This is a genomic window from Photobacterium panuliri (genome assembly GCF_059920555.1).
This window is the reverse complement of the sequence record NZ_CP197192.1, coordinates 917446-942051: the sequence shown is the minus strand read 5'-3', so window position 1 is coordinate 942051 and position 24606 is coordinate 917446. Positions and strand designations below refer to the sequence as shown.

The 24606-nt window shown below is 49.0% G+C and carries 15 protein-coding genes, 8 tRNA genes, 3 rRNA genes and 1 pseudogene; 4 read left to right on the top strand and 23 right to left on the bottom strand.

Features of this window, described 5'->3' with window-relative positions; genetic code table 11:
- The first annotated feature begins 4 nt into the window (after nucleotides 1-4).
- From ACSF8X_RS04635 to ACSF8X_RS04625, 3 genes are read left to right on the top strand one after another with little or no spacing between them, the layout of a single operon-like run.
- Nucleotides 5-1936, top strand: coding sequence for a beta-N-acetylhexosaminidase (locus ACSF8X_RS04635; RefSeq protein ID WP_500850794.1), 1932 nt, complete (start codon nucleotides 5-7; stop codon nucleotides 1934-1936).
- Nucleotides 1937-1974: 38 nt separating this feature from the next.
- On the top strand, nucleotides 1975-4380 hold the full coding sequence (locus ACSF8X_RS04630; protein ID WP_047879621.1) for a glycoside hydrolase family 94 protein: 2406 nt from the start codon (nucleotides 1975-1977) through the stop codon (nucleotides 4378-4380).
- A 57-nt stretch (nucleotides 4381-4437) separates the two neighbouring features.
- Nucleotides 4438-5850: a phosphoglucomutase/phosphomannomutase family protein gene (locus ACSF8X_RS04625; protein ID WP_047879620.1), complete on the top strand. Its 1413-nt coding sequence runs from the start codon at nucleotides 4438-4440 to the stop codon at nucleotides 5848-5850.
- Nucleotides 5851-6355: 505 nt separating this feature from the next.
- On the opposite strand, the gene ACSF8X_RS04620 is transcribed toward ACSF8X_RS04625, so the two are convergent.
- The 21 genes and pseudogenes from ACSF8X_RS04620 to ACSF8X_RS04520 form a co-directional block, all read right to left on the bottom strand.
- Nucleotides 6356-6432: transfer RNA gene (locus tag ACSF8X_RS04620), tRNA-Asp, on the bottom strand.
- A 65-nt stretch (nucleotides 6433-6497) separates the two neighbouring features.
- Nucleotides 6498-6613, bottom strand: a 5S ribosomal RNA gene (rrf, locus tag ACSF8X_RS04615).
- Between the two features lie 118 nt (nucleotides 6614-6731).
- Nucleotides 6732-9622 (bottom strand): 23S ribosomal RNA (locus tag ACSF8X_RS04610).
- A gap of 288 nt (nucleotides 9623-9910) precedes the next feature.
- A tRNA-Ala gene (locus tag ACSF8X_RS04605) sits at nucleotides 9911-9986 on the bottom strand.
- 28 nt (nucleotides 9987-10014) lie between these two features.
- Nucleotides 10015-10090 (bottom strand) — tRNA-Val (locus ACSF8X_RS04600).
- A 31-nt stretch (nucleotides 10091-10121) separates the two neighbouring features.
- Nucleotides 10122-10197: transfer RNA gene (locus ACSF8X_RS04595), tRNA-Lys, on the bottom strand.
- Nucleotide 10198: 1 nt separating this feature from the next.
- Nucleotides 10199-10274 (bottom strand) — tRNA-Glu (locus ACSF8X_RS04590).
- Between the two features lie 95 nt (nucleotides 10275-10369).
- Nucleotides 10370-11914, bottom strand: a 16S ribosomal RNA gene (locus tag ACSF8X_RS04585).
- Together the 16S, 23S and 5S rRNA genes with 5 tRNA genes alongside form the textbook arrangement of a ribosomal RNA operon.
- Nucleotides 11915-12442: 528 nt before the next feature.
- Nucleotides 12443-12528, bottom strand: a tRNA-Leu gene (locus ACSF8X_RS04580).
- A 68-nt stretch (nucleotides 12529-12596) separates the two neighbouring features.
- Nucleotides 12597-13442: pseudogene (locus tag ACSF8X_RS04575) on the bottom strand (PA4780 family RIO1-like protein kinase).
- Nucleotides 13443-13941: 499 nt separating this feature from the next.
- The gene (locus tag ACSF8X_RS04570; protein ID WP_500850793.1) at nucleotides 13942-14262 is read right to left on the bottom strand and encodes a hypothetical protein; all 321 of its coding nucleotides are present in this window, start codon (nucleotides 14260-14262) and stop codon (nucleotides 13942-13944) included.
- Between the two features lie 121 nt (nucleotides 14263-14383).
- Nucleotides 14384-14515, bottom strand: a complete 132-nt coding sequence (locus ACSF8X_RS04565) for a hypothetical protein (protein ID WP_500851141.1) — start codon at nucleotides 14513-14515, stop codon at nucleotides 14384-14386.
- Between the two features lie 302 nt (nucleotides 14516-14817).
- Nucleotides 14818-14903, bottom strand: a tRNA-Leu gene (locus ACSF8X_RS04560).
- 51 nt (nucleotides 14904-14954) lie between these two features.
- A complete protein-coding gene (locus ACSF8X_RS04555) occupies nucleotides 14955-15971 on the bottom strand; it encodes a LacI family DNA-binding transcriptional regulator (protein WP_500851140.1) in 1017 nt (338 codons plus the stop codon).
- A gap of 118 nt (nucleotides 15972-16089) precedes the next feature.
- Nucleotides 16090-16830: a chitin disaccharide deacetylase gene (chbG, locus tag ACSF8X_RS04550; protein ID WP_500851139.1), complete on the bottom strand. Its 741-nt coding sequence runs from the start codon at nucleotides 16828-16830 to the stop codon at nucleotides 16090-16092.
- Nucleotides 16831-16937: 107 nt separating this feature from the next.
- On the bottom strand, nucleotides 16938-18254 hold the full coding sequence (locus ACSF8X_RS04545; protein ID WP_500850792.1) for a 6-phospho-beta-glucosidase: 1317 nt from the start codon (nucleotides 18252-18254) through the stop codon (nucleotides 16938-16940).
- Nucleotides 18251-18571, bottom strand: a complete 321-nt coding sequence (locus tag ACSF8X_RS04540) for a PTS lactose/cellobiose transporter subunit IIA (RefSeq protein WP_500850791.1) — start codon at nucleotides 18569-18571, stop codon at nucleotides 18251-18253. The genes ACSF8X_RS04545 and ACSF8X_RS04540 overlap by 4 nt, the downstream gene beginning before the upstream one ends.
- Nucleotides 18572-18624: 53 nt before the next feature.
- The gene (locus tag ACSF8X_RS04535) at nucleotides 18625-19956 is read right to left on the bottom strand and encodes a PTS sugar transporter subunit IIC (RefSeq protein ID WP_047881033.1); all 1332 of its coding nucleotides are present in this window, start codon (nucleotides 19954-19956) and stop codon (nucleotides 18625-18627) included.
- Between the two features lie 105 nt (nucleotides 19957-20061).
- The gene (locus tag ACSF8X_RS04530; protein ID WP_047881032.1) at nucleotides 20062-20367 is read right to left on the bottom strand and encodes a PTS sugar transporter subunit IIB; all 306 of its coding nucleotides are present in this window, start codon (nucleotides 20365-20367) and stop codon (nucleotides 20062-20064) included.
- Nucleotides 20368-20866: 499 nt separating this feature from the next.
- A tRNA-Leu gene (locus tag ACSF8X_RS04525) sits at nucleotides 20867-20952 on the bottom strand.
- A gap of 462 nt (nucleotides 20953-21414) precedes the next feature.
- On the bottom strand, nucleotides 21415-21621 hold the full coding sequence (locus ACSF8X_RS04520; protein ID WP_047881030.1) for a hypothetical protein: 207 nt from the start codon (nucleotides 21619-21621) through the stop codon (nucleotides 21415-21417).
- 206 nt (nucleotides 21622-21827) lie between these two features.
- On the opposite strand from ACSF8X_RS04520, the gene ACSF8X_RS04515 reads away from it, so the two are divergent.
- A complete protein-coding gene (locus ACSF8X_RS04515) occupies nucleotides 21828-22322 on the top strand; it encodes an RDD family protein (protein WP_240478377.1) in 495 nt (164 codons plus the stop codon).
- 56 nt (nucleotides 22323-22378) lie between these two features.
- Here the strand turns inward: ACSF8X_RS04515 and lptG are convergent, their stop codons facing one another.
- Complete coding sequence (lptG, locus tag ACSF8X_RS04510; protein WP_047881029.1) at nucleotides 22379-23449, bottom strand: LPS export ABC transporter permease LptG; 1071 nt, start codon at nucleotides 23447-23449, stop codon at nucleotides 22379-22381.
- Nucleotides 23449-24549, bottom strand: coding sequence for an LPS export ABC transporter permease LptF (gene lptF, locus ACSF8X_RS04505; protein ID WP_047881028.1), 1101 nt, complete (start codon nucleotides 24547-24549; stop codon nucleotides 23449-23451). The genes lptG and lptF overlap by 1 nt, the downstream gene beginning before the upstream one ends.
- Nucleotides 24550-24606 lie beyond the last annotated feature (57 nt).

The window sequence follows — 24606 nt, the reverse complement described above, 5'->3', positions numbered from 1 at the left end:
GGCTATGAGTTTTCGTCTTGATTTCGTCGTTATTGAACAGCAACAGAATCAGTCCCGTTTGGCACTGACCCTGCACAACTTGTCCGATAAACCACTGGCTCATTGGTCATTGCACTTTACGATGGGCCGCTGGATACAGGCTCAATCCCTGACACGGGGACAGCTTGAGCAGATTGGCAGCTACTGTGTTCTCACATCAGCCAACGATGAAGTTCTGCAGCCTAACGGCCACTTTTATACTGAATTCAATATTGGTACCGCACCTTTTACCCTGCTTGATGACGGGATCATCGATGCCTTTGTCAGCACCAGCCATGATGCACCATTGATCCAGCCCATTCCGGTAGAGATCACGGCATTTGGTTTACAACACCCCGAACATGAGCGTCATAATTCCCCGCTTGAAGAGGCAACGGGGATCTGCATTATTCCTAAGCCGAAACACCTCAAACCACTTGGTGGTGAGTTCAAACTCACCCAGCATGCTGCCATTGCCGTCGACCATATCATGGCGGCCGGTGCCAGCCGCTGGCTGAGCAACGAACTTGAATGCTTGCTGCATGACGATATAGCGACCCGTTCAAATGGCAATATCCACTACCAATTTAGGGAAAAGCTCGCACCGGGAGCCTATCAACTGCTCGTTGAACCGGATGATATCTGGCTGATCGCCAGCTCTGAATCAGGCTTTTGCCATGCAACGGCAACACTGCTTCAGATGATCCCAGCCAAAACCAGCCATCAGCCCGATGCCGCATACCGGATCCCGATGGCGGAAGTCTCCGATGCGCCGCATTTTGGCCACCGGGGCATGATGCTTGACTGTGGGCGGCATTTCCATCCACTCAAGAGAATCAAATTCCTGATCGATCAATTGGCTCGTTACAAGTTCAATGTTTTCCATTGGCACCTAACCGATGACGAGGGCTGGCGGGTAGAGATCGATGCCTACCCTGAACTGACCCGGGTCGGTGCTTGGCGTGGTCCGAATGAGGCTATCCAGCCCCAATTTACAACCATCGGGCAGCGCTACGGCGGTTTCTACACCAAGCAAGATATCCGTGAGGTTATCTCCTATGCCGCAGACCGAGGGCTGATAGTGATCCCGGAGGTGGATATTCCGGGTCACTGCCGTGCAGCTATAAAGTCGCTGTCCGATCTGCTGGTCGACCCAGAAGATCGCTCAGTCTACCGCAGCATCCAAGGCTACAACGACAATATCCTGTCTCCGGCACTGAAAGGCACCTATATCTTCCTGACCAAAGTGCTCGATGAAATCTGTGAGCTATTCCCTGCCCCGTATGTTCATATCGGTGCCGACGAGGTGCCCAAAGGGGTCTGGACTGACAGCCCTGCCTGCCAGTCACTGATGGATGAGCATGGCTATAACGATCCCAAAGAGCTACAGGGGCACCTGCTGCGCTTTGTCGAAAATCACCTCGCCAGCAAGGGCAAACGGATGATGGGATGGGAAGAAGCCACTCACGGTGACAAGGTCAGCAAGGAAACGGTCATCTTCTCTTGGCTAAGCGAAGAGGCAGGGTTGACCTGCGCCCAAGCCGGCTATGACGTTGTTATGCAGCCCGCCCAGTTTACCTACCTTGATATGGCCCAGGGCCACTCCGCCGAAGAAGTCGGCGTAGATTGGGCAGGTAAATTGCCGCTAGAACAGGTTTACAACTACCAACCACTCAGCCAGCTTCCGGCAGACGACCCAGCCCACCAAAAGGTCAAAGGCGTCCAAGGAGCATTATGGTGTGAGTTAGTCAACAACCAAAGTCGCTTTGAATACATGATTTACCCACGCCTGCTGGCTGTTGCCGAGCTAGGCTGGACCGCACCACACCAACGTGACTGGCCGGAGTTTTCGGCTCGCCTTAATGGCCAGTTGCAGTACCTCGACAAGGTCGGCATCAACTACCGTCGCTGCGAATAAGATGCGCAAGACAACGATTAGTAACAAGGACTGAAACAATGAAATACGGTTATTTTGACAACGCAAACAGAGAGTATGTCATCACTCGCCCGGATGTTCCTGCGCCATGGACAAACTACCTAGGCACAGAAAAATTCTGTACGGTGATTTCGCACAATGCCGGCGGTTATTCTTTCTACAACTCACCAGAATACAATCGCGTCACCAAATTCCGTCCGAATGCGACATTTGACCGCCCAGGACACTATGTCTACCTGCGTGATGACGAAACCGGTGATTACTGGTCTATCTCATGGCAGCCAGTGGCGAAAAGCCTAGACGAAGCAAGCTACGAAGTTCGTCACGGCTTGTCCTACTCTAAGTTCAAGTGTGACTACAACGGTATCGAAGCAACTAAAACGCTGTTCGTGCCAAAAGGCGAAGATGCTGAAGTCTGGGATGTCGTGATCAAGAACACTTCTGACAAACCACGTACTATCAGCGCATTCTCGTTCGTTGAGTTCTCGTTCAGCCATATCCAGTCAGATAACCAGAACCATCAGATGTCACTGTACTCAGCGGGTACGGCATACAACGACGGTGTTATTGAGTACGATCTGTACTACAACACGAATGATTTCGAAGGCTTCTACTACCTAGCATCGACATTTGATCCTGACTCATACGACGGCCAGCGTGACAGCTTCCTCGGTCTATACCGTGACGAGTCAAACCCTCAGGCAGTTGAGCAAGGCAAGTGCTTCAACACCGCACAAACGTGTTACAACCACTGTGGTTCACTGCACAAGCAGTTCACAATCCAGCCTGGTGAAGAAGTTCGCTTCGCTTACATTCTGGGTATCGGCAAAGGCAATGGCGAGCGTCTGCGTGCTAAATACCAAGATCTTGCTGAAGTTGATAATGCATTCGCTGGCATCAAAGCACACTGGGATGAGCGTTGTGGCAAATTCCAAGTAAAATCGCCAAACGAAGGCCTGGATACCATGATCAATGCTTGGACACTGTACCAAGCAGAAACCTGTGTGGTTTGGTCTCGCTTTGCTTCATTTATCGAAGTTGGCGGCCGTACCGGCCTTGGCTATCGCGACACAGCGCAAGACGCGATCTCTGTACCGCATGCTAACCCAGCGATGACCCGCAAGCGCATCGTTGACCTGCTACGCGGTCAGGTGAAAGCGGGTTACGGTCTGCACCTCTTTGATCCAGATTGGTTCGATCCAGAAAAAGCTGACGTTAAACCATCGAAATCACCAACGGTTGTTCCTACTCCATCTGATGAAGACAAGATCCACGGTATCGAGGATACCTGCTCAGATGATCACCTATGGCTGGTCCCTACCATCTGTAAGTACGTCATGGAAACCGGCGAACACGGCTTTTTTGATGAAGTATTCCCGTACGCAGATGGCGGCAACGCAACCGTTTATGAGCACATGAAAGCGGCGCTGGACTTCTCTGCGGAATATGTCGGTCAAACAGGGATCTGTAAAGGTCTTCGTGCTGACTGGAACGACTGCCTGAACCTAGGCGGTGGCGAATCATCAATGGTGTCATTCCTCCACTTCTGGGCTCTGCAGGAGTTCATCGACCTTGCCAAATTCCTCGGCAAGAAAGAAGACGTTGAGAAATACACCATCATGGCAGCCAACGTTCGCGAAGCGTGCGAAACACACCTATGGGATGACGAAGGCGGTTGGTATATCCGTGGCCTAACCAAGAATGGTGACAAGATCGGTACTGCGCAACAAAAAGAAGGCCGCGTCCACCTTGAGTCAAATACATTAGCTGTTCTCTCCGGTGCCGTCTCTCAGGAGCGTGGTGAGAAAGCAATGGATGCCGTTGACGAGAACCTATTCTCCGAGTTCGGCCTACACCTGAACTCTCCATCATTTGCTACACCAAATGATGATATCGGCTTCGTGACTCGCGTATACCAAGGCGTAAAAGAAAACGGGGCGATCTTCTCACACCCTAACCCATGGGCATGGGTTGCCGAAGCAAAACTGGGCCGTGGTGACCGTGCAATGAAGTTCTACGATGCACTGAACCCATACAACCAAAATGATATGATAGAAAAACGTATTGCAGAACCATACTCATACGTTCAATTCATCATGGGTCGTGACCATCAGGATCATGGCCGTGCCAACCACCCTTGGCTAACAGGTACTTCCGGCTGGGCCTACTTCGCCGTCACCAACTTCATTTTGGGTGTACGCACAGGCTTCGACGGTTTGACCATCGACCCATGCATCCCAACCAATTGGCCGGGCTTTGAAGTAACTCGCCAATGGCTTGGGGCGACCTATCAAATCAAGGTTGAAAATCCGAATGGTGTCAGCAAAGGGGTCAAATCCATCACTCTGAACGGTGAGATCATTGGTGATACCGTCCCTGTTCAACCAGAAGGCACAACTAACACCATCACAGTAGTAATGGGTTAAACAGTTTGGGGCGCCCCTTGCGCCCCTTCTATCTACGAGAGAAATAGGAGTTCCACAATGATTCAATTTGGAACCGGAGGCTGGCGCGCCTTTATTGGTGAAGAATTTACCAAGGACAATGTACGTCTCGTTGCCCAAGCATTAGCAAATATTATTAACGATGAACAAGTCGCCGAGCGCGGTTTTGTTATCGGTTATGACCGTCGCTTCTTGTCTGATAAGGCGGGTTGCTGGTTCGCTGAAGTGTTGGCAGCTAACGGAGTGCGGGTAAGCTTTATCGATAAGTTCGTCCCGACCCCTATCGTGATGTTCAAAGCCAAAGAAATGAACTGTGCCTACTCGGCATGTATCACTGCATCGCACAACCCTGCGGACTACAACGGTATCAAGATCTTTATTGAAGGCGGCCGTGATGCAGATGAGATCATCACGAAAAAGATCGAACAGCAAATTTCGGTACTTAATGCGGCGCAGGTGAAGAGTGTCGATTTTGAGCAGGCGATTGATGACAAGTTAATTGAAATTATTAACCCTATGAATGATTTCGTTGACTCCATCATTAACTTTATTGATATCGAGGCAATCAAAAAAGCCAATCTTCGTGTATTGATCGATCCAATGTTCGGCGTAGCGAAAAATGCCCTACAAACCGTATTGATCAACGGCCGCTGTGAAGTCGACGTAATCAACGATGGAAAAAACCCGGACTTTGGTGGCTTGATGCCGTCACCGAGTGCAGCAACACTATACAGCCTAATGCACTTAGTCGCCCACGAAGGCTACGACATCGGTATCGGTACTGATGGCGATGCCGACCGTCTGGGCATTATTGATGAGAAGGGCAATTTCATCCATCCAAACGAAGTACTCATTCTGCTTTATTACTATCTCTTAGAGTACAAGGGATGGAAAGGCTCAGTAGTACGCAATATTGCAACCACGCATATCCTTGACAAGATCGCCGCCGATCACGGCGAGAAAAGTTTCGAGGTTCCTGTTGGCTTTAAGCATATCAGTTCTCAAATGGAGGCTGATGACTCGCTGATCGGTGGCGAAAGTTCTGGCGGCTTAACCATCCGTGGCCACATCAAAGGAAAAGACGGCGTTTTCGCATCAAGCCTATTGGTAGAAATGATTTCGGTCACAGGCAAAAAACTGTCTGAACTATTGGATGAAATCTACGGTAAATACGGCTATGCCTATACCGCCGAAGGCGATTGCAAATTTAAAGCAGCCGCGAAAGAAGCACTTTACAACAAGATCTACGTTGATAAACAGCTACCAGAGTTCGACTTTGAGATTGAAAAAGTCAGCTACGAAGATGGGGCTAAAGTTTACTTCAAGAACGGTGGTTGGGTTATTGCACGCTTCTCTGGTACAGAACCTTTGCTACGTATCTTTGCTGAAATGGCAGATAAAGATACCGCAGAGCGTGTAGTTCAACAGGTAAAAGGATTTTTAGACATTTAATCCTCCCTTTACTTCTGGCACACACTGCCGTGACGGAAGTAAAACCCTAGGTTGAATCCTATGGTAACAAGCAGCATAGCTGTTACATTTCGCAGGCAAAAGCCTTCGCGGTAGGGGTAGCTCCAGCTACCCTTTTTTCTATCATCTCTCCCACCGCCCCCCTCCACGAATGCCCAGAACCAAGCTGAACATTCATCAAAAATTACAGACATAAAAAAGCCCCGCTATTTCTTGCGGGCACGCCCAGTGAGGGCTTTCGAAGAAGTGGCGGAGCGGCGGGGACGGCTAGTCCGGGCTGGCGCACCAGCGGGACTCATTCGCCTGTAAGACGAACATAGTCTACAGATGTAAAAAAGCCCCAGTCTTTCGACTGAGGCTTAGTATAAGTGGCGGAACGGCCGGGGTCGCGCACGACTGGGACTCAAGCCGAAGGCTCGTGAGAGTCCATCCAAAATACTACAAACGATAAGAAGCCCCGCTATTTCTAGCGAGGCTTCTTAATAAGTGGCGGAGCGGACGGGACTCGAACCCGCGACCCCCGGCGTGACAGGCCGGTATTCTAACCAACTGAACTACCGCTCCACACGGTGACAGAGATTTCTCTCTATCCGATACCTGTCGTTCAGAACAAGTATCTAATGTTTGAAGCCTGGCGATGTCCTACTCTCACATGGGGAGGCCCCACACTACCATCGGCGCTGTTACGTTTCACTGCTGAGTTCGGCATGGGATCAGGTGGGTCCATAACGCTATGGTCGCCAAGCAAATTCGTTTATCTGCCGCCTCTCGGCCGCAAATAGCAATCTGGGAAAGTCCAACTAGTGTCTCAAGCACTGCCATTCAAGTGCTCATGGAGTCCGATAAAACCCCTTGGGTGTTGTATGGTTAAGCCTCACGGGCAATTAGTACAGGTTAGCTCAACGCCTCACAGCGCTTACACACCCTGCCTATCTACGTCGTAGTCTCCAACAACCCTTCAGGATACTTAAAGTATCAGGGATGACTCATCTTGAGGCTCGCTTCCCGCTTAGATGCTTTCAGCGGTTATCGATTCCGAACTTAGCTACCGGGCAATGCGTCTGGCGACACAACCCGAACACCAGAGGTTCGTCCACTCCGGTCCTCTCGTACTAGGAGCAGCCCCTCTCAATCATCCAGCGCCCACGGCAGATAGGGACCGAACTGTCTCACGACGTTCTAAACCCAGCTCGCGTACCACTTTAAATGGCGAACAGCCATACCCTTGGGACCGACTTCAGCCCCAGGATGTGATGAGCCGACATCGAGGTGCCAAACACCGCCGTCGATATGAACTCTTGGGCGGTATCAGCCTGTTATCCCCGGAGTACCTTTTATCCGTTGAGCGATGGCCCTTCCATACAGAACCACCGGATCACTATGACCTGCTTTCGCACCTGCTCGAACCGTCATTCTCGCAGTCAAGCGGGCTTATGCCATTGCACTAACCTCACGATGTCCGACCGTGATTAGCCCACCTTCGTGCTCCTCCGTTACTCTTTGGGAGGAGACCGCCCCAGTCAAACTACCCACCAGGCACTGTCCGTACCCCCGATAAGGGGGCGACGTTAGAACATCAACACTACAAGGGTGGTATTTCAAGGACGGCTCCACAGATACTGGCGTACCTGCTTCGAAGCCTCCCACCTATCCTACACATGTAGGGTCAATGTTCAGTGCCAAGCTGTAGTAAAGGTTCACGGGGTCTTTCCGTCTAGCCGCGGGTACGCAGCATCTTCACTGCGATTTCAATTTCACTGAGTCTCGGGTGGAGACAGCGTGGCCATCATTACGCCATTCGTGCAGGTCGGAACTTACCCGACAAGGAATTTCGCTACCTTAGGACCGTTATAGTTACGGCCGCCGTTTACCGGGGCTTCGATCAAGAGCTTCGCTTGCGCTAACCCCATCAATTAACCTTCCGGCACCGGGCAGGCGTCACACCGTATACGTCATCTTTCGATTTTGCACAGTGCTGTGTTTTTAATAAACAGTTGCAGCCACCTGGTATCTGCGACTTCCGATAGCTCCATCCGCGAGGGACTTCACCGTCAGAAGCGTACCTTCTCCCGAAGTTACGGTACCATTTTGCCTAGTTCCTTCACCCGAGTTCTCTCAAGCGCCTTGGTATTCTCTACCCGACCACCTGTGTCGGTTTGGGGTACGATTCCTTGCTATCTGAAGCTTAGAGGCTTTTCCCGGAAGCATGGCATCAATGACTTCACCGCCGTAGCGGCTCGACGTCGTATCTCAGCCTTGAGATGGTCCGGATTTGCCTAAACCATCAGCCTACATACTTGAACCTGGACAACCGTCGCCAGGCCCACCTAGCCTTCTCCGTCCCCCCATCGCAATAGCAAGAAGTACGGGAATATTAACCCGTTTCCCATCGACTACGCCTTTCGGCCTCGCCTTAGGGGTCGACTCACCCTGCCCCGATTAACGTTGGACAGGAACCCTTGGTCTTCCGGCGAGGAGGTTTTTCACCCCCTTTGTCGTTACTCATGTCAGCATTCGCACTTCTGATACCTCCAGCGCCCCTTACAGGACACCTTCAGCGGCTTACAGAACGCTCCCCTACCCAATGTGAACAAGTCACATTGCCGCAGCTTCGGTGTATCGCTTAGCCCCGTTAAATCTTCCGCGCAGGCCGACTCGACCAGTGAGCTATTACGCTTTCTTTAAATGATGGCTGCTTCTAAGCCAACATCCTGGCTGTCTGAGCCTTCCCACATCGTTTCCCACTTAGCGATAACTTTGGGACCTTAGCTGGCGGTCTGGGTTGTTTCCCTCTCCACGACGGACGTTAGCACCCGCCGTGTGTCTCCCGGATAGTACTTACTGGTATTCGGAGTTTGCAAAGGGTTGGTAAGTCGGGATGACCCCCTAGCCTTAACAGTGCTCTACCCCCAGTAGTATTCGTCCGAGGCGCTACCTAAATAGCTTTCGGGGAGAACCAGCTATCTCCGAGTTTGATTGGCCTTTCACCCCTAGCCACAAGTCATCCGCTAATTTTTCAACATTAGTCGGTTCGGTCCTCCAGTAAGTGTTACCTCACCTTCAACCTGCCCATGGCTAGATCACTCGGTTTCGGGTCTAATCCTAGCAACTGAACGCCCAGTTAAGACTCGGTTTCCCTACGGCTCCCCTATACGGTTAACCTTGCTACTAAAATTAAGTCGCTGACCCATTATACAAAAGGTACGCAGTCACAGGACGAAGCCTGCTCCTACTGCTTGTACGTACACGGTTTCAGGTTCTATTTCACTCCCCTCACAGGGGTTCTTTTCGCCTTTCCCTCACGGTACTGGTTCACTATCGGTCAGTCAGGAGTATTTAGCCTTGGAGGATGGTCCCCCCATGTTCAGACAGGATAACACGTGTCCCGTCCTACTCGATTTCACTGTAAAGGCACCGTCGGCTACGGGGCTGTCACCCTGTATCGCCACGCTTTCCAGCGTGTTCGCCTAGTGCCAATTCAACTTAAGGGCTAATCCGGTTTCGCTCGCCGCTACTGCCGGAATCTCGGTTGATTTCTTTTCCTCGGGGTACTTAGATGTTTCAGTTCCCCCGGTTCGCCTCACAATGCTATGTATTCACATTGAGATAACTGCTTATGCAGCTGGGTTTCCCCATTCGGAAATCCAAGACTCGAGTGGCTCTTACTGCCTCGTCTTGGCTTATCGCAAGTTAGTACGTCCTTCATCGCCTCTGACTGCCCAGGCATCCACCGTGTACGCTTAGTCACTTAACCATACAACCCCAAGAGGTTTCGTATGTTCAAACAACCAAGGTTGTCTATCTGAGTTGTGATAGACGTTGTTTTGCCGGACTTCTCTTCTTTTATTCCACTTTTTTAAAAAGCGGAGACAAAAGCCAAGACACTTGAATGTGTGTTGCTTGAGAACTCGTTTCCGTTCCGAAGAACGAAAACATTTAGTGTGATCTTTCGATCACTTACTAGTCAGCTTTCCAGATTGTTAAAGAGCATGTGTTTCTTTCGAACCACTTCTTAAAGACACTAGTCAGTGCGTTTAAGAAGTGGTGGAGCTAGGCGGGATCGAACCGCCGACCTCTTGCATGCCATGCAAGCGCTCTCCCAGCTGAGCTATAGCCCCATCGAATGGGTTTCTTTCAGAGAAAGAATGGTGGGCGATACCGGGCTCGAACCAGTGACCCCCTGCTTGTAAGGCAGGTGCTCTCCCAACTGAGCTAATCGCCCACGATAGTTTTGATTCCTTCGCGAGAAAGAATGGTGGGTCGTGCAGGATTCGAACCTGCGACCAATTGATTAAAAGTCAACTGCTCTACCAACTGAGCTAACGACCCGTGGCGTCCCATAGGGGAGTCGAACCCCTGTTACCGCCGTGAAAGGGCGGTGTCCTAGGCCTCTAGACGAATGGGACTAAGTTTTTTCGGGTTTGGGCACCTGAAACATGTTCTTCTACATTTTAACCAGGCAATCTGTGTGGACACTGCGTCAAAAGCGCAGTCATATCGTTAAGGAGGTGATCCAGCCCCAGGTTCCCCTAGGGCTACCTTGTTACGACTTCACCCCAGTCATGAACCACACCGTGGTAAACGCCCCCCCGAAGGTTAAGCTATCTACTTCTGGTGCAGCCCACTCCCATGGTGTGACGGGCGGTGTGTACAAGGCCCGGGAACGTATTCACCGTGGCATTCTGATCCACGATTACTAGCGATTCCGACTTCATGGAGTCGAGTTGCAGACTCCAATCCGGACTACGACGTACTTTGTGGGATTCGCTCACCATCGCTGGTTGGCCGCCCTCTGTATACGCCATTGTAGCACGTGTGTAGCCCTACTCGTAAGGGCCATGATGACTTGACGTCGTCCCCACCTTCCTCCGGTTTATCACCGGCAGTCTCCCTGGAGTTCCCACCATTACGTGCTGGCAAACAAGGATAGGGGTTGCGCTCGTTGCGGGACTTAACCCAACATTTCACAACACGAGCTGACGACAGCCATGCAGCACCTGTCTCAGAGTTCCCGAAGGCACCAATCCATCTCTGGAAAGTTCTCTGGATGTCAAGAGTAGGTAAGGTTCTTCGCGTTGCATCGAATTAAACCACATGCTCCACCGCTTGTGCGGGCCCCCGTCAATTCATTTGAGTTTTAATCTTGCGACCGTACTCCCCAGGCGGTCTACTTAACGCGTTAGCTCCGAAAGCCACTCCTCAAGGGAACAGCCTCCAAGTAGACATCGTTTACGGCGTGGACTACCAGGGTATCTAATCCTGTTTGCTCCCCACGCTTTCGCATCTGAGCGTCAGTCTTTGTCCAGGGGGCCGCCTTCGCCACCGGTATTCCTTCAGATCTCTACGCATTTCACCGCTACACCTGAAATTCTACCCCCCTCTACAAGACTCTAGCCTGCCAGTTCCAAATGCTATTCCGAGGTTGAGCCCCGGGCTTTCACATCTGGCTTAACAAGCCGCCTGCATGCGCTTTACGCCCAGTAATTCCGATTAACGCTCGCACCCTCCGTATTACCGCGGCTGCTGGCACGGAGTTAGCCGGTGCTTCTTCTGTAGGTAACGTCAAACAATGCCGCTATTAACGACACTGCCTTCCTCCCTACTGAAAGTGCTTTACAACCCGAAGGCCTTCTTCACACACGCGGCATGGCTGCATCAGGGTTTCCCCCATTGTGCAATATTCCCCACTGCTGCCTCCCGTAGGAGTCTGGACCGTGTCTCAGTTCCAGTGTGGCTGATCATCCTCTCAGACCAGCTAGGGATCGTCGCCTAGGTGAGCCGTTACCCCACCTACTAGCTAATCCCACCTGGGCCAATCTTGGCGCGAGAGGCCCGAAGGTCCCCCTCTTTGGTCCGTAGACGTTATGCGGTATTAGCCATCGTTTCCAATGGTTATCCCCCACACCAAGGCATGTTCCCAGGCATTACTCACCCGTCCGCCGCTCGTCATCTCCAAAAGCAAGCTTTTGGAATGTTACCGCTCGACTTGCATGTGTTAGGCCTGCCGCCAGCGTTCAATCTGAGCCATGATCAAACTCTTCAATTAAAGTTTTTGTGTTTCCGAAGAAACGGCTCAGTGATTACTGATTTTCTTGTTTCCACTTTTTTATAAAAAAGCAGAACCAAAAAGAATTGACTGTGGATACTAAAAGTATCAATGGTCACTCAGTTCACTGATTTAAATCTTTTGACTAAATCTTTTCACGAGTGCCCACACAGATTGCATGGTCAAATTGTTAAAGAACAAACTGACTTATCGTTACCGGCAATGCCGTTGTCCATGTCAGTGAGGTCGCATTATAGAGAGTTCGATCACATTGGCAAGGGGTTAAAACGCTTTTTTTCGCCACAAACAATCATTCGCACAAAACTCGACCGATCAATGCTTTTCCAGCTATTTTTTAAGCTTGCTTGCCATTCTATTCTACTAACAAGCACCGAAATCGCTGCCTAAGTCATTTGTCAGGCATGCACTAACAATATTTGGCACGAACCCAAGAGGTGCATCAATTCAAATGCCACAACGTAAAAACGTAAAAAGCCCCGACTTTCGTCGAGGCTTTTTACTTAAATATGGTGCCCGGGGCCGGACTTGAACCGGCACAGTTATTCACCGGCGGATTTTGAATCCGCTGCGTCTACCAATTTCGCCACCCGGGCATGTGCGGCACATTATACGTATCAAACGACTATGTGCAAGCACTATCATCAATAGTTATAAAATCAGGTTAATCAGTCTCTTGCTCATCAAGTAAGCGAGCTTTACGCAATACGGCCTCTTCCATTACCGCATTTATTTCCGCCATCAGGCCATCAATATCCGCATCTTCATCACTTACCACAAAATGCCCCGTCAACACGGTTTCAGGCGTAAGCTCTCCAGCCTCAAATAACGCCCACATTTCTTTTGCGTACTGTAAAGGTGCATATTGGCCATAATAGTTCGTCATGTTTTTTACATCACGCTCTAACATCCATTTCGCATTATTGTTTGCTGAGGCATCGACAGCCTGCGGTAAATCAATAATCACCGGGCCTTGTCCATCAACCAACACATTAAACTCTGAGAGATCGCCATGCACAATACCAACACAAAGCATGCGAGCCACATACTTTATCATCACGTCATGATCTCTTAATGCCTGCTCCTTGGTGAGAGTGACATCATTCAGACGAGGGGCTACCGAGCCTTCGTTATCAGTGATGAGCTCCATCAACAGCACGCCATCAAAGCAACCATAAGGTGTTGGTACACGCACATTGGCTTTCTGTAAGCTCGACAGCGCATCCACTTCCGCTTGCTGCCACACTTTCTCTTGCTCATCCCTGCCGAATTTAGAACCTTTTTCCATTGCACGGGCTCTACGGCTATTACGAACTTTGCGTCCTTCACGGTACGCCACAGCCTGCTTAAAGCTACGTTGATCTATCTCTTTATAGACTTTTGCACAACAGATCTATCCTCTGCTACGCACAACATAGACCGAGGCTTCTTTACCACTCATCAATTGGGATAACACTTCGTCAATTAAGCCATCATCAACAAGTGGTTGTAGTCGCTGGGGAATTCTCATTACACATTCATTCTTTAAATAAACCGTTACAATCAGCCTCTGTCACTGAAGAGATACTCACCATAGGGTATCGATCATTGAGAGAAGCGCTGATGATATCATCTTTGAGTTAACGTTTTTAACAAATACTAAAATCGAACGGAATAAATGGAAGCTTCCAGATACAACAAAGCCCCGACTTTCGTCGAGGCTTTGTCATTTAAATATGGTGCCCGGGGCCGGACTTGAACCGGCACAGTTATTCACCGGCGGATTTTGAATCCCTAGCGATACGCTAAAAACGCGTATATAAACAATTAGTTATGGTAATATTCACACCAAAATCCATGGTGACTTTCCGGCATGTGATTACCAACCAAAGTAGAGCAAGCAGAAATCTATAACCCCATTCTCTTTGACTATTGTTCGCCACAAGAATCTCGACCTAAAACACTCCTATAAAGTTAACTCATGCGTTCACTCTGACCTAACACACCATCTTAATGCCATTAAGATTTAATTATTCATTATTAAAATAATCTTTTGCGTGTTCAGCTTCTAACACTGACATAACAATTAAATCTAGTCTATACCACTGTTCAAGTTTAGATGTTTTAAACATTAATTTAGATTCATAGAATCTTTCTTTGTTGAAAATTACAGGTTGAAAACTGTTACCAGTTTCAATACTCCACTGTTTAGCATGTTCGAAAGAATAAAAATAAGCATAACCTTCTATTGGTTCTGGTTCTAAAGCCCACCTATCACCATTCACATAGTCTTTTGAATAGTCATAAACAGAACCATTATGGTTATAATCACCAGATTCAAAATGGCGCATTAGATTCCTACCTATCAATGTTTAATTTGTTGTTTAATGAGTTTCTAGCTCCGTATAGTCAGCATCTAGACTGTAGTGGTCAACTAAAATTGGTCACGGTTTTATAGTTTTCCCAATATAATCATTCTGACTCATTGGGAGTTAGGTCACCATTAACACTAATGCCAGCGTTTATGCGATTCATCAGTGTACTTTGCGCCACGCCAAGCTCTTTCGCAGCCTGACGCATACTAGGGTACTCTGTACCATCAATAACGACTTTCTTAGTAAAAGTACGTCGTAGTCTAGCCGGTTCTTACACACCACAACCCTTGGCAATACTGGCTTGCGAGTTTGCAGTAACCGGAGTTTGTTGGGTTTACTAGGATTCCCTTGAGCACAGAATCGTCATGCGATGAGCCATAGATGGACCATGGGCAAAATTTCAGGGTTGATAAATTGAGGTTATTGAGGAGAGATTTTTGCTGATAACAGGAAAGGAAAGCTGAGGTAAGCTTTTGATTGTGCTAGATACAACAAAGCCCCGACTTTCGTCGAGGCTTTGTCATTTAAATATGGTGCCCGGGGCCGGACTTGAACCGGCACAGTTATTCACCGGCGGATTTTGAATCCGCTGCGTCTACCAATTTCGCCACCCGGGCATGGAGTCGCATTATACGCATAACGCTCAGTTATACAATTTTTTTTTCTATTTATTTTTTTAATGCCCGAACACTCAGCCGATCGATCAATTCAGGCTTAAATCGACGCTCAATAACTACATCGTTAACCGCATTGCCCTTCGCTGCAATTTGAGCCATTAGAAGCTGCACCGCAGCACGAGCCATATCTCTTATAGGAAAATGTACTTCTGAAAGCATGGGATACAAACTCGAACACAAGCCCACACTGTCAAAGCTAATTAATGAAACCTGATCAGGAATATTAATTTTATGTTCATGGAAATACTGAACAGCCCCCAGCATCATCTCCTCGTTACATGAAAACAAAGCAGTAAATGGCGGTGATGACTGATATAGGGATTGAACAGCGAGATACCCACTTTCCCGCTCATAGTTACCTTCCACACAAAGCCGTGGATTTACAACTATACCTGACTCACGTAAGGCATCCATATACCCAAGATAGCGAGCCTGACTACTGCTTCTTCCTGCCGGCCCCGTGATACAGGCGATATTCTGATGCCCATTAGCAATAAGATGCTGAACAGCTAATTTAGCTGCCTGTGTATGATCAAAACTAATACAACGGTCCTCGAGCCCTGGGACAATACGATCTAGTAAGACGAAAGGCGTGGGTTCTTCTGCCAATGATCTGAGCTCATCATCGGAAAGATAACGGCTATTGAGGACATACCCCTCACAGCGTAAGTCATGGAAACGACGAATTGCCTCCCGCTCCCCATCGGCAGACAAGTGGCCCTGTGCAGTAATCAAAAATTTATTTGATCGATCAAGTTCTTCTTGAACCTGCCCCATCATTTCACCAAAAAATCCCCCAGTATAAAACGTCACCAAAAGCCCGGCCATATTACTTGAGGCCGTCGCTAACGAACGGGCAATAGCACTAGGCCGATAATTCAGTTCTGCCATCGCGCATTCGACCTTACGCCGGGTATCAGCCCGAAACGTACCTTCACCGTTGATGATCCTAGATACTGTTGAACGGTGAACGCCTGCCAATGTCGCAACGTCTTTAATACTTGCCATGTCCAGCCATACCTTCCCTGCCTGAATACCTGTCAAACGTTTTACACCTGGCTACTCGTCATGCCAAGCAAAATAGAACTAACATGTACCTCTTTGTTATTTCACCGGTACTCATCTATTACCAATCTGACAATATCGAATAATCCGCTATCGTCACGCCTCGTAATGCTAATTGCGCCTTGAGCTCAGGTGCTGTAAGTACCGCTAACTCCGTGGCCCTCGCGCAATCATAAGCACTCGCCGCCAATAAAGGGGCATCAATAAACGCAGGATGAGTCATGATCTCCAAAACATCACAATCCTCGTTATGTTTATCGACAATAGCCAGTACATTTTCCAAACTCACACCGTCACTATAAAAGCCATCATCAAAGGCATACCTTCCCCTTCTATACCTATCCAAGCAAGGGACCGCACATCTAAGCGGCACACCATAATCTCGAGCGATTGTCTGAAACACTGGTAAAACAGCCGGATGCAAATGAACATGATGATGACTATCTAAGTGGCTTAGGTGGATCCCCAACGACAAAAAGCGTTCAACTTGCGCAACCACTTCGGCTTCCAATGCCTGCCTGTCAAATTCTTGTGTCCGCCAAAACTCTTCTTTGGTGATAAATTTCCCCGCCGCATCAACCAGACTTTCCGCTGATGTCAAAGACCGCCCAGCAGTCAAACGAACATGCAGTCCAACTTTTAATTCAGGTGTCTGAGAGGCCAGCAAAACCGCATCCTCCTCGGCAGACATCCCTACCATTAACGTTGTTGACCGAACGACGCCGTACCGGCATGCATCCACAATTCCAAGGTTTACACCACGGGTTAACCCAAAATCATCAGCATTAAAAATCACATGCAATGTTGCCTCCTTGGCTTTCGCCTTCGTCATAACCCTATCCATTTCACCCGATGATCTCAGGTATCAGATATAGCCAAATACCAGAGATATCTTCGGCACCACTCCTATCACGAACGACCAAATTGCGGCAAATAGTCATGATTTATTTTGAGGATATCATCGAAAATCAGCTTGGCTTTGCTGATATCAGGAACTAGAGGGTTACATGCCAGCGCCATAAGCCCCTTGTCGTAATCACCGTGGACAGCAGCCTCAACCGTTAGTTGCTCATAGGCTTTTACCTGCGCAACCAATCCAGAGATCGCGACCGGCAATGTCCCCACCGCCAACGGCCTTGCCCCCCACCCGCCGACAACGGCGCTGCATTCAATTACAGCATCATCGGGTAAGTTAGGAATCGCACCATTATTAGCCACATTGACGACATGCAATGACTTCAAATCATTGTAAATAGAGTCTATGAGATTAAGTGAGGCATCCGAATAATATGCCCCTCCCCGACTCTCCAGTTCGGTCGGTTTTGTCGCCAACGACTCGTCTTTATAAAGTTCAAACAACGACTGCTCCGTTTCCATGACTTGCTCTGCCCGCGTTCCCTGTGATTCGGCTGCGGCTTTTTCTTCTGCCAGCATGGCATCTGTCTGATAGAAATAGCGGTGATACGGGCACGGAATCGCACCCAGAGCCTTGAGAAACTCAGGATCCCAGGGTTCCTCGCTGATGTTCTTCATCGTATAAGTCGCACCATCGCCTACTTTCTGAAGAACCTCATCCGTCACGTCTTTGCCATCAATCCATGCCCTGTGTGCCCAAAGCAGATGATTTAGCCCCGCACACTCTAGCGAGAGTTCTTCAGGGGTACATTCCATCATCTCTGCGATCATCATTCTCATCGACACAGGTACATTACATAATCCGATAGCCTTAACCTTTGTGAATTTGTTTACCGCCTCAGTAACCAGCCCTGCAGGGTTTGTGAAATTTAACAGCCAAGAATCAGGGGCAAGCTCCTCGATATCACGGCAAATATCCAATATCACAGGAATCGTTCGAAGCGCTTTGGCAAACCCACCCGGGCCCGTAGTTTCTTGGCCTATGACCCCGTACTTTAACGGGATCCTCTCATCATTAGCGCGAGCCTGCAGCCCGCCGACACGAAACTGAGTAAGAACAAAGTCAGCCCCTGTTATTGCAGCTCGTCGATCAAACGATGCCTTGATGTCTATCTCCACGCCTGCACGGGCAATCATCCGGCGTGTCAGGGCTTCAATAATTGCCATTTTTTCACGCCCAGACTCGACGTCGACAAAATGGATCTCTCTAACAGGTAACCGCTCGATACGGTTGATAATGCCTTCCACAAGTTCAGGGGTATAGCTGCTCCCCCCGCCAATAATGGCGAGCTTCAATGCTGGTTTGTTCATACCGCCTCCTTGCTTTCCCGGCTTTTATAAAGATGAACCATTTCCTTCACCAGCTCATGCGCCAGAATTGTCGTCATCAAATGGTCCTGCGCATGAACCATCACCAAAGTCATCGGTACCTTGCCCTCCCCCATGTCAGCTTCAATAAGCTGGGTTTGAACTAAATGCGCTTTATTAATACACGATTGAGCCTGGGCTAACATTTGATCAGCCAACTCCCACTCACCAGCCCGAGCCTTTGCCAATGATTCGTAACACAGACTTCTTGCCTCACCTGCATTGACGATAATTTCCATAACCACAGCTTCTTGATCCATTGTTCTCTCCTTGTCAAAAAGAGGCTTGCCGCATATCAGCAAGCCTTTATTCCTTAGGCCGTAACGCCTTCGCCGCTAACCTCTTTAGAGGAGGAAGAAACCTCCGTTTTACCTTCCTGCTCAAGCAGCTGCTTTTCAAACATCCGGAAAAATGGCAGATAAATCAGCAAATCTATGACCAGCAGCCCCAGAACCAACAACACAGGAGCGAATGTCCACCCGGCTCCCCACGAAGCACCAATAATAGCCGGGGTCGTCCACGGCGTTGTTGCTACCCCCATTCCCACAAGGCCCCCATGTACCGCAATGTACGCAATAACGGCATTAACAATCGGAGCAAAGACAAAAGGAATAAATAGCATTGGGTTCATGACTATCGGAGCTCCAAATATGATTGGCTCATTGATTTGGAAGAACCCCGGAACAGCACTCATCCGGCCGAGACTACGTAGGTGCACAGAGCGGCTAAATACCATCAGAATAGCCAGCGCCAAAGTTGCCCCCGAACCACCGATGAAGATATAGAAATCCCAAAATGGCTGGGTAAAGATATTAGGAATAGGCTCACCCGCGACAAACGCAGCGGTATTGGCACCGATGTTGGTCAAAAAGATAGGAGACAGCAGGCCAACAACGATCGCAGCGCCATGAATACCAGCAAACCACAGCAACTGTGAAACCAGCAGCGCACCAATAATTGCAGGCAGGGTATTTGACGCACTAACTAGCGGTTTAAAAAGCTGCATCACAGCATCAGGGATCAACATCCCAAACTGGCTTTGAGCAAACAGACTCAGCGGATACAGCGTTAAAAAAACAATCAATACAGGGATTAGCATTTCAAAACAGCGAGCAATTGCCGGCGGTACCTGCTCCGGCATACGGATCGTGATGTTGTGCCGTTGCAGAAAACGAACAAGTTCCACAGAGAAAAATGCCGTTAATACCGCAGTAAAGATCCCGGTTCCCCCCATATGCCCGGCCGGCAAACCACCATCCGTTGCCGGAGCCGCTATCAGAAGAAAGCTCATCAGCGACAAACAAGCACAGGTGATCCCATCCATTGCATAGGCACGAGCCAGACTATAAGCGACCCCCAGGGATACAAATATCGTCATTATCCCCATCGACATATTGTAAGGCATCATAATGGCGTCAAAATTCTTCGTCGCAAAATCAAGCCAAGCTCGACCAAATCCATTTTGCGTATCTTCGGCAAATGGCGGGAACGCGAATATTAGAATAAAGCTACCGACAATAATAAATGGCATGGCAATAATAAAACCATCCCTCATTGCCCTTACATGTTTTTGAGACCCTATTTTAGCGGCTAGCGGAGCTATATGTTTCTCTACGACAGTCATTACCTTATCGTAAATTTTCATCTCAACATTCCTTATTATTTACATATAAACATCCCCAGCGAAATGCACGCAGAGTACAACGCATGTTTATATTTAAAGACTGCCAGCATATATGCTGGCAATATTTTACGAAATCAAAGAAAGGGCCTGATCGAGCACATCTTCCCCTTTCATCATACCGTATGCCATCGGAGATATTGCATCGACCTTCTTGCCGTACTGAGCCGCGCTATCCCTAAGGCTATCTAACTGGAATCGTACTTGCGGACCCAGTAAACAAACATCAAATTCCTGGATTGTCTGTTCAAAACTACTGACAGGATGTGCTTCGATCTTACATTCCAACCCTCGGGCCTGGGCCGCTTTTTCCATCCTTTGAACCAACATGCTTGTAGACATACCGGCACTGCAACAAAGTAATATTTTTTTCATATTGCTCTCCATTTATTCCACGTCATATTCAACATAAAAATTGTATACAAAAGAAACAAAACACAAAAGCGCAACCGGTTGCATTTAGCGTGAGCGCTATCTCACTTCAACAGGTAAATAAATAAAAAATAATACATAATGAACGTCAGTATATATTGATAAAAATAGCAACAATGTTGGGGTTAGTATTTATATGCCTTTGGTTACTCACGGAAATATATATAAAATCATAGAGTTCCAGCACTAACCTGATATATACAAAGTAAAATAGATATACGTAAGAAAGGATAAAAGATGAAATGATACCAAACAGAACAATAAATCCATGTCACCAGAGTGGTCTCATAGGTTTAAGTACGACGAAATCGAGCCGTGATCGATCATCGGGCCGCTTATAGCACCACAACCTACTTTTTACGTGAATTCTTATTTTAGGGAAAAATGACAAACGGGAGATAGCAAAAAGCCCCGACTTTCGTCGAGGCTTTTTACTTAAATATGGTGCCCGGGGCCGGACTTGAACCGGCACAGTTATTCACCGGCGGATTTTGAATCCGCTGCGTCTACCAATTTCGCCACCCGGGCTGATGTGGCTCATTATACGTATCGCGAGATCAGACGCAAGCACCAAATAGTTAGAATTTCAAAAAAAACGATCAACGGAACACAAAGCGCTCATATTGAACAATTTACTTTCGCATCATGCGCTTGGAGCGACAATATAGTGTTCAAAAACAAGCCGAAGCCACTCTCGGTATCCTTTTAGCACCGTCACCTTAATCGGCAATAGGCGAGCAAACCATCCCTGTCGAAGCGTAAGCCGAACCACTGCGGTTCTAGACAAGCAAAGATAGCAGGTATAATTGCTCCCCATCTCGCTTATTCGTCGCGAAAATCCCGCCTGACGCCAATAGCGCTGAAGGCGGGCAAGCTCACGGAGAAAATCCGTAGCATCAATAACCCTTGCAATAAGCACCTGCTTCCTTGCCCTCACCCGCACCTGGCTACGCCCAAGTGCCAGCTCGAGTTTACCGTGCAAAAAAAGCATTATTTATCCAAGTTTTTGGCACGGATAGAGATACTGCCGTTCACCTTCCAAACGGAATGGTCAGGGCTATCCCCTGTCCCGCTCGGTACACTGATCTCAACATGATCAAAATCATACGTGAGTTGAGCATGTCGCTCCGTCAGCTTGTCGTATAACGCCTCTGCCAACTCTGGCCAGTTCGTTGTGTGGTTATTACTCTCTGCCATAGTTCGAGTCCTCAACGGTTGATTTACCTCATAGGTAGTAAGCAACAATGCCTAACGGGCTTTTGTCACCAGACTCTGATAACTATAGCCAGCCCCCGCCCATTAGCTTGCTGCGAGGCTCTCAATTACGAGATCGCCCCCATTCACCCCGCCACCCTAACTTGGTACACTGCGCGAAAATTGAAAACTCGACCACAGGTACGTACGTGAAAAAGTCCAGACAACAGGATGTTATCCCCAGCAACAACTACCCAAGCCTTTTCCGCCGCCTTGGCGCTTGGTTATACGATAGCCTTATCATTATCGCAGTCCTGATGCTTGCAGGCGGTGTCGGTGTCGCACTGACGGCCGGACTAAGTAGCCTTGGTATCATTAATACCAGCGGCTATCTCGATATCAGCGACTACATGAGCCGACACCCGAGTGCCAGCATTCTTTACTCTAGCTACCTAGTCACGGTCGCTATTAGCTTTTTCACGTATTTTTGGTGCCAAGCCGGGCAAACCTTGGGGATGCGGGCATGGAAATTGCGCCTGCAAAATAGCGACGGGAGTCCAATCCGCCCTACCCAAGCTTTGATCAGGCTGGCCACCTCAGCATTCGGTCTCGGCAACCTGCTCGCCCCTTTCAGCACCAGAAAGCAATCATTCCAAGACATCATGGCCGAGTGCGAAATGATAGTCCTCGATAAGGCCATATAATGGAGATAACAAAAAAGGAGCCAATGGCTCCTTTTTTGTTTGTGACGATATGAGGGCTAGAGTTTACGCCGCAACAAGTAAATAGTGATCAGCAAGAAGACCAAGCTCGGCCCCAGTGCGCCAACAATAGGGTGTAAGCGGTAAACGATACTCATCGGCCCGAACACCTCATTGGAAATATAAAAGGCGAAACCAAAAATAACCCCAGAGAGCACCCTCGCCCCCATCGTCACCGAACGCAGCGGACCGAAGACAAACGACAGCGCCAGCAGCATCATCACCGCAATCGAAACCGGCTGGAGCGCCTTACGCCAAAATGCCAGCTCATAACGCGAGGCATCCTGCTTGGAGTCCTTGAGGTACGTCACGTAATCATACACCCCAGAAAGGGCAAGCTCTTCAGGCTTAACCGTTACCACCGCCAGCTTGTCAGGGGTCAACGTGGTTTTCCAAACCTGCTCTGGGAAAGACTGCTTGGTCTGCTGAGTTTCGCCCATGGTCGTGACCGTCACATCCTTGAGTACCCAGCCCTTTTCAGGCTCAAAATCAGCAGATTCAGCAAAGGTCGTAGACTCTAGCTGATCCTTATCATTGAATTGCCAGATGTTGATAGCGTAAAGCTGCTTCTGCTCATGAACCCGGCCAATGTAAATATAATCGTTGTTGTCCTTCGCCCAAACACCACGCTGGACAGAAAGCATATTGCCGCCAGATGTCCACAGCGCACGCAGCTCGCGGGCCGACTTCTGGGCCTCAGGTGCCCCCCACTGCCCCAGCAACATCACAAGGATCATCAAAGGCACTGCCGTTTTCAGCACCGACAAACCGATATCAAGCTTGGAAAAACCCGCCGCCTGCATTACCACCAGCTCAGAGCTCGAAGCTAGCATTCCCAGACCAATCAACGCCCCCAGCAATACTGCCATTGGGAAGAACATTTCAATGTCTCGGGGAATGCTCAGAAGCACGTACGCCAATGCCTTCCACAAGTCATACGTACCCTCGCCAACTTTGCGCAACTGCTCGACATACTTGATGATAGCCGACAAGCCAACCAAGGTAGACAAGGTCAGTGCCGATGTCGCAATGATCGTACGGCCAATGTATAAATCAAGAATCTTAAACATTAGCCACGTCTCCGCATTTTTTCTCTTAACTTACGCATCGGTAAGGTATCCCAGCTATTGAGCCCCACTGCGATGATGAAGGTAACAATATTGATTGACCACAAGCCAATGGCCGATGGCATCCCCCCGTCTTCTACCGCCGATTTGGCCGCACTGATCGCCAAGAAGTAGGCAAGATAAATCAAAACGGCTGGCACCAATTTGGCAAAACGTCCCTGACGCGGATTGACCGCCGACAGCGGAACAACAACCATTGTCAAAATAGGGATACATAGCACCAGCGAAACCCGCCACTGAAACTCGGCTTTTGCAGCCAGTTCCGGGCGTTTCATCAGCTCGAGCGTTGGCAATGCATCCCAATCTCGGCTTTTTTCACGCACCGCGCGCTGGCCGATCAGAGCTTGGTAGCCGTCAAAATCCGTAATGGAATAATCAAGCCGAGTCGGAACCCCCTCATAGCGGGTACCGTCTTTCAAATCGAGAATCTGGCGACCATCAGGCAGTTCACTGACAAAGCCACGATCCGCCACCATCACACTTGGACGCAAGGCATCTTTGGCAGCGAGCTGGGCAACAAACACTTTGTGCAACCGGGTACCGTTATCGGTAATGTCGTTGACGAACACGACGCCCTTGCCATCGGGAGCCGCCTGGAACTGGCCCTTGACCAACAGATCCAGCCCCGAGTCGGCCTCAACCTTCTCCATCACTTGCGTTTCCTGCTCGACACTCCACGGAGCTAGCCACAAGGCATTGAACGCAGCGATGGTACCGGTGATAATAGCCAAGCATAATGCAGCTTGAATCAAGAACTTATTCCCGATCCCCGTCGCATTCATTACCGTAATTTCACTCTCGGCATACAGGCGGCCGAATGTCAGCAAGATACCGATGTACAAACTCAGCGGCAGCATCAACAATGCCATAGATGGCATGTACAGCCCCATTAAGGTCACGATCAGATCGCTGGGGATCGAGCCTTCCGTCGCAGAGGCCAGAATGCGGATGAATTTTTGACTGATAAAAACAAGAAAAAGCACGAACAGCACCGCAAATTGGCTTTTTAATGTTTCACGCGTCAAATACCGAACAATAATCACGCTTTATTTACCCATAGAAAACTTGTTTTTTTACTGGAATCACTATAATTTTTCGGT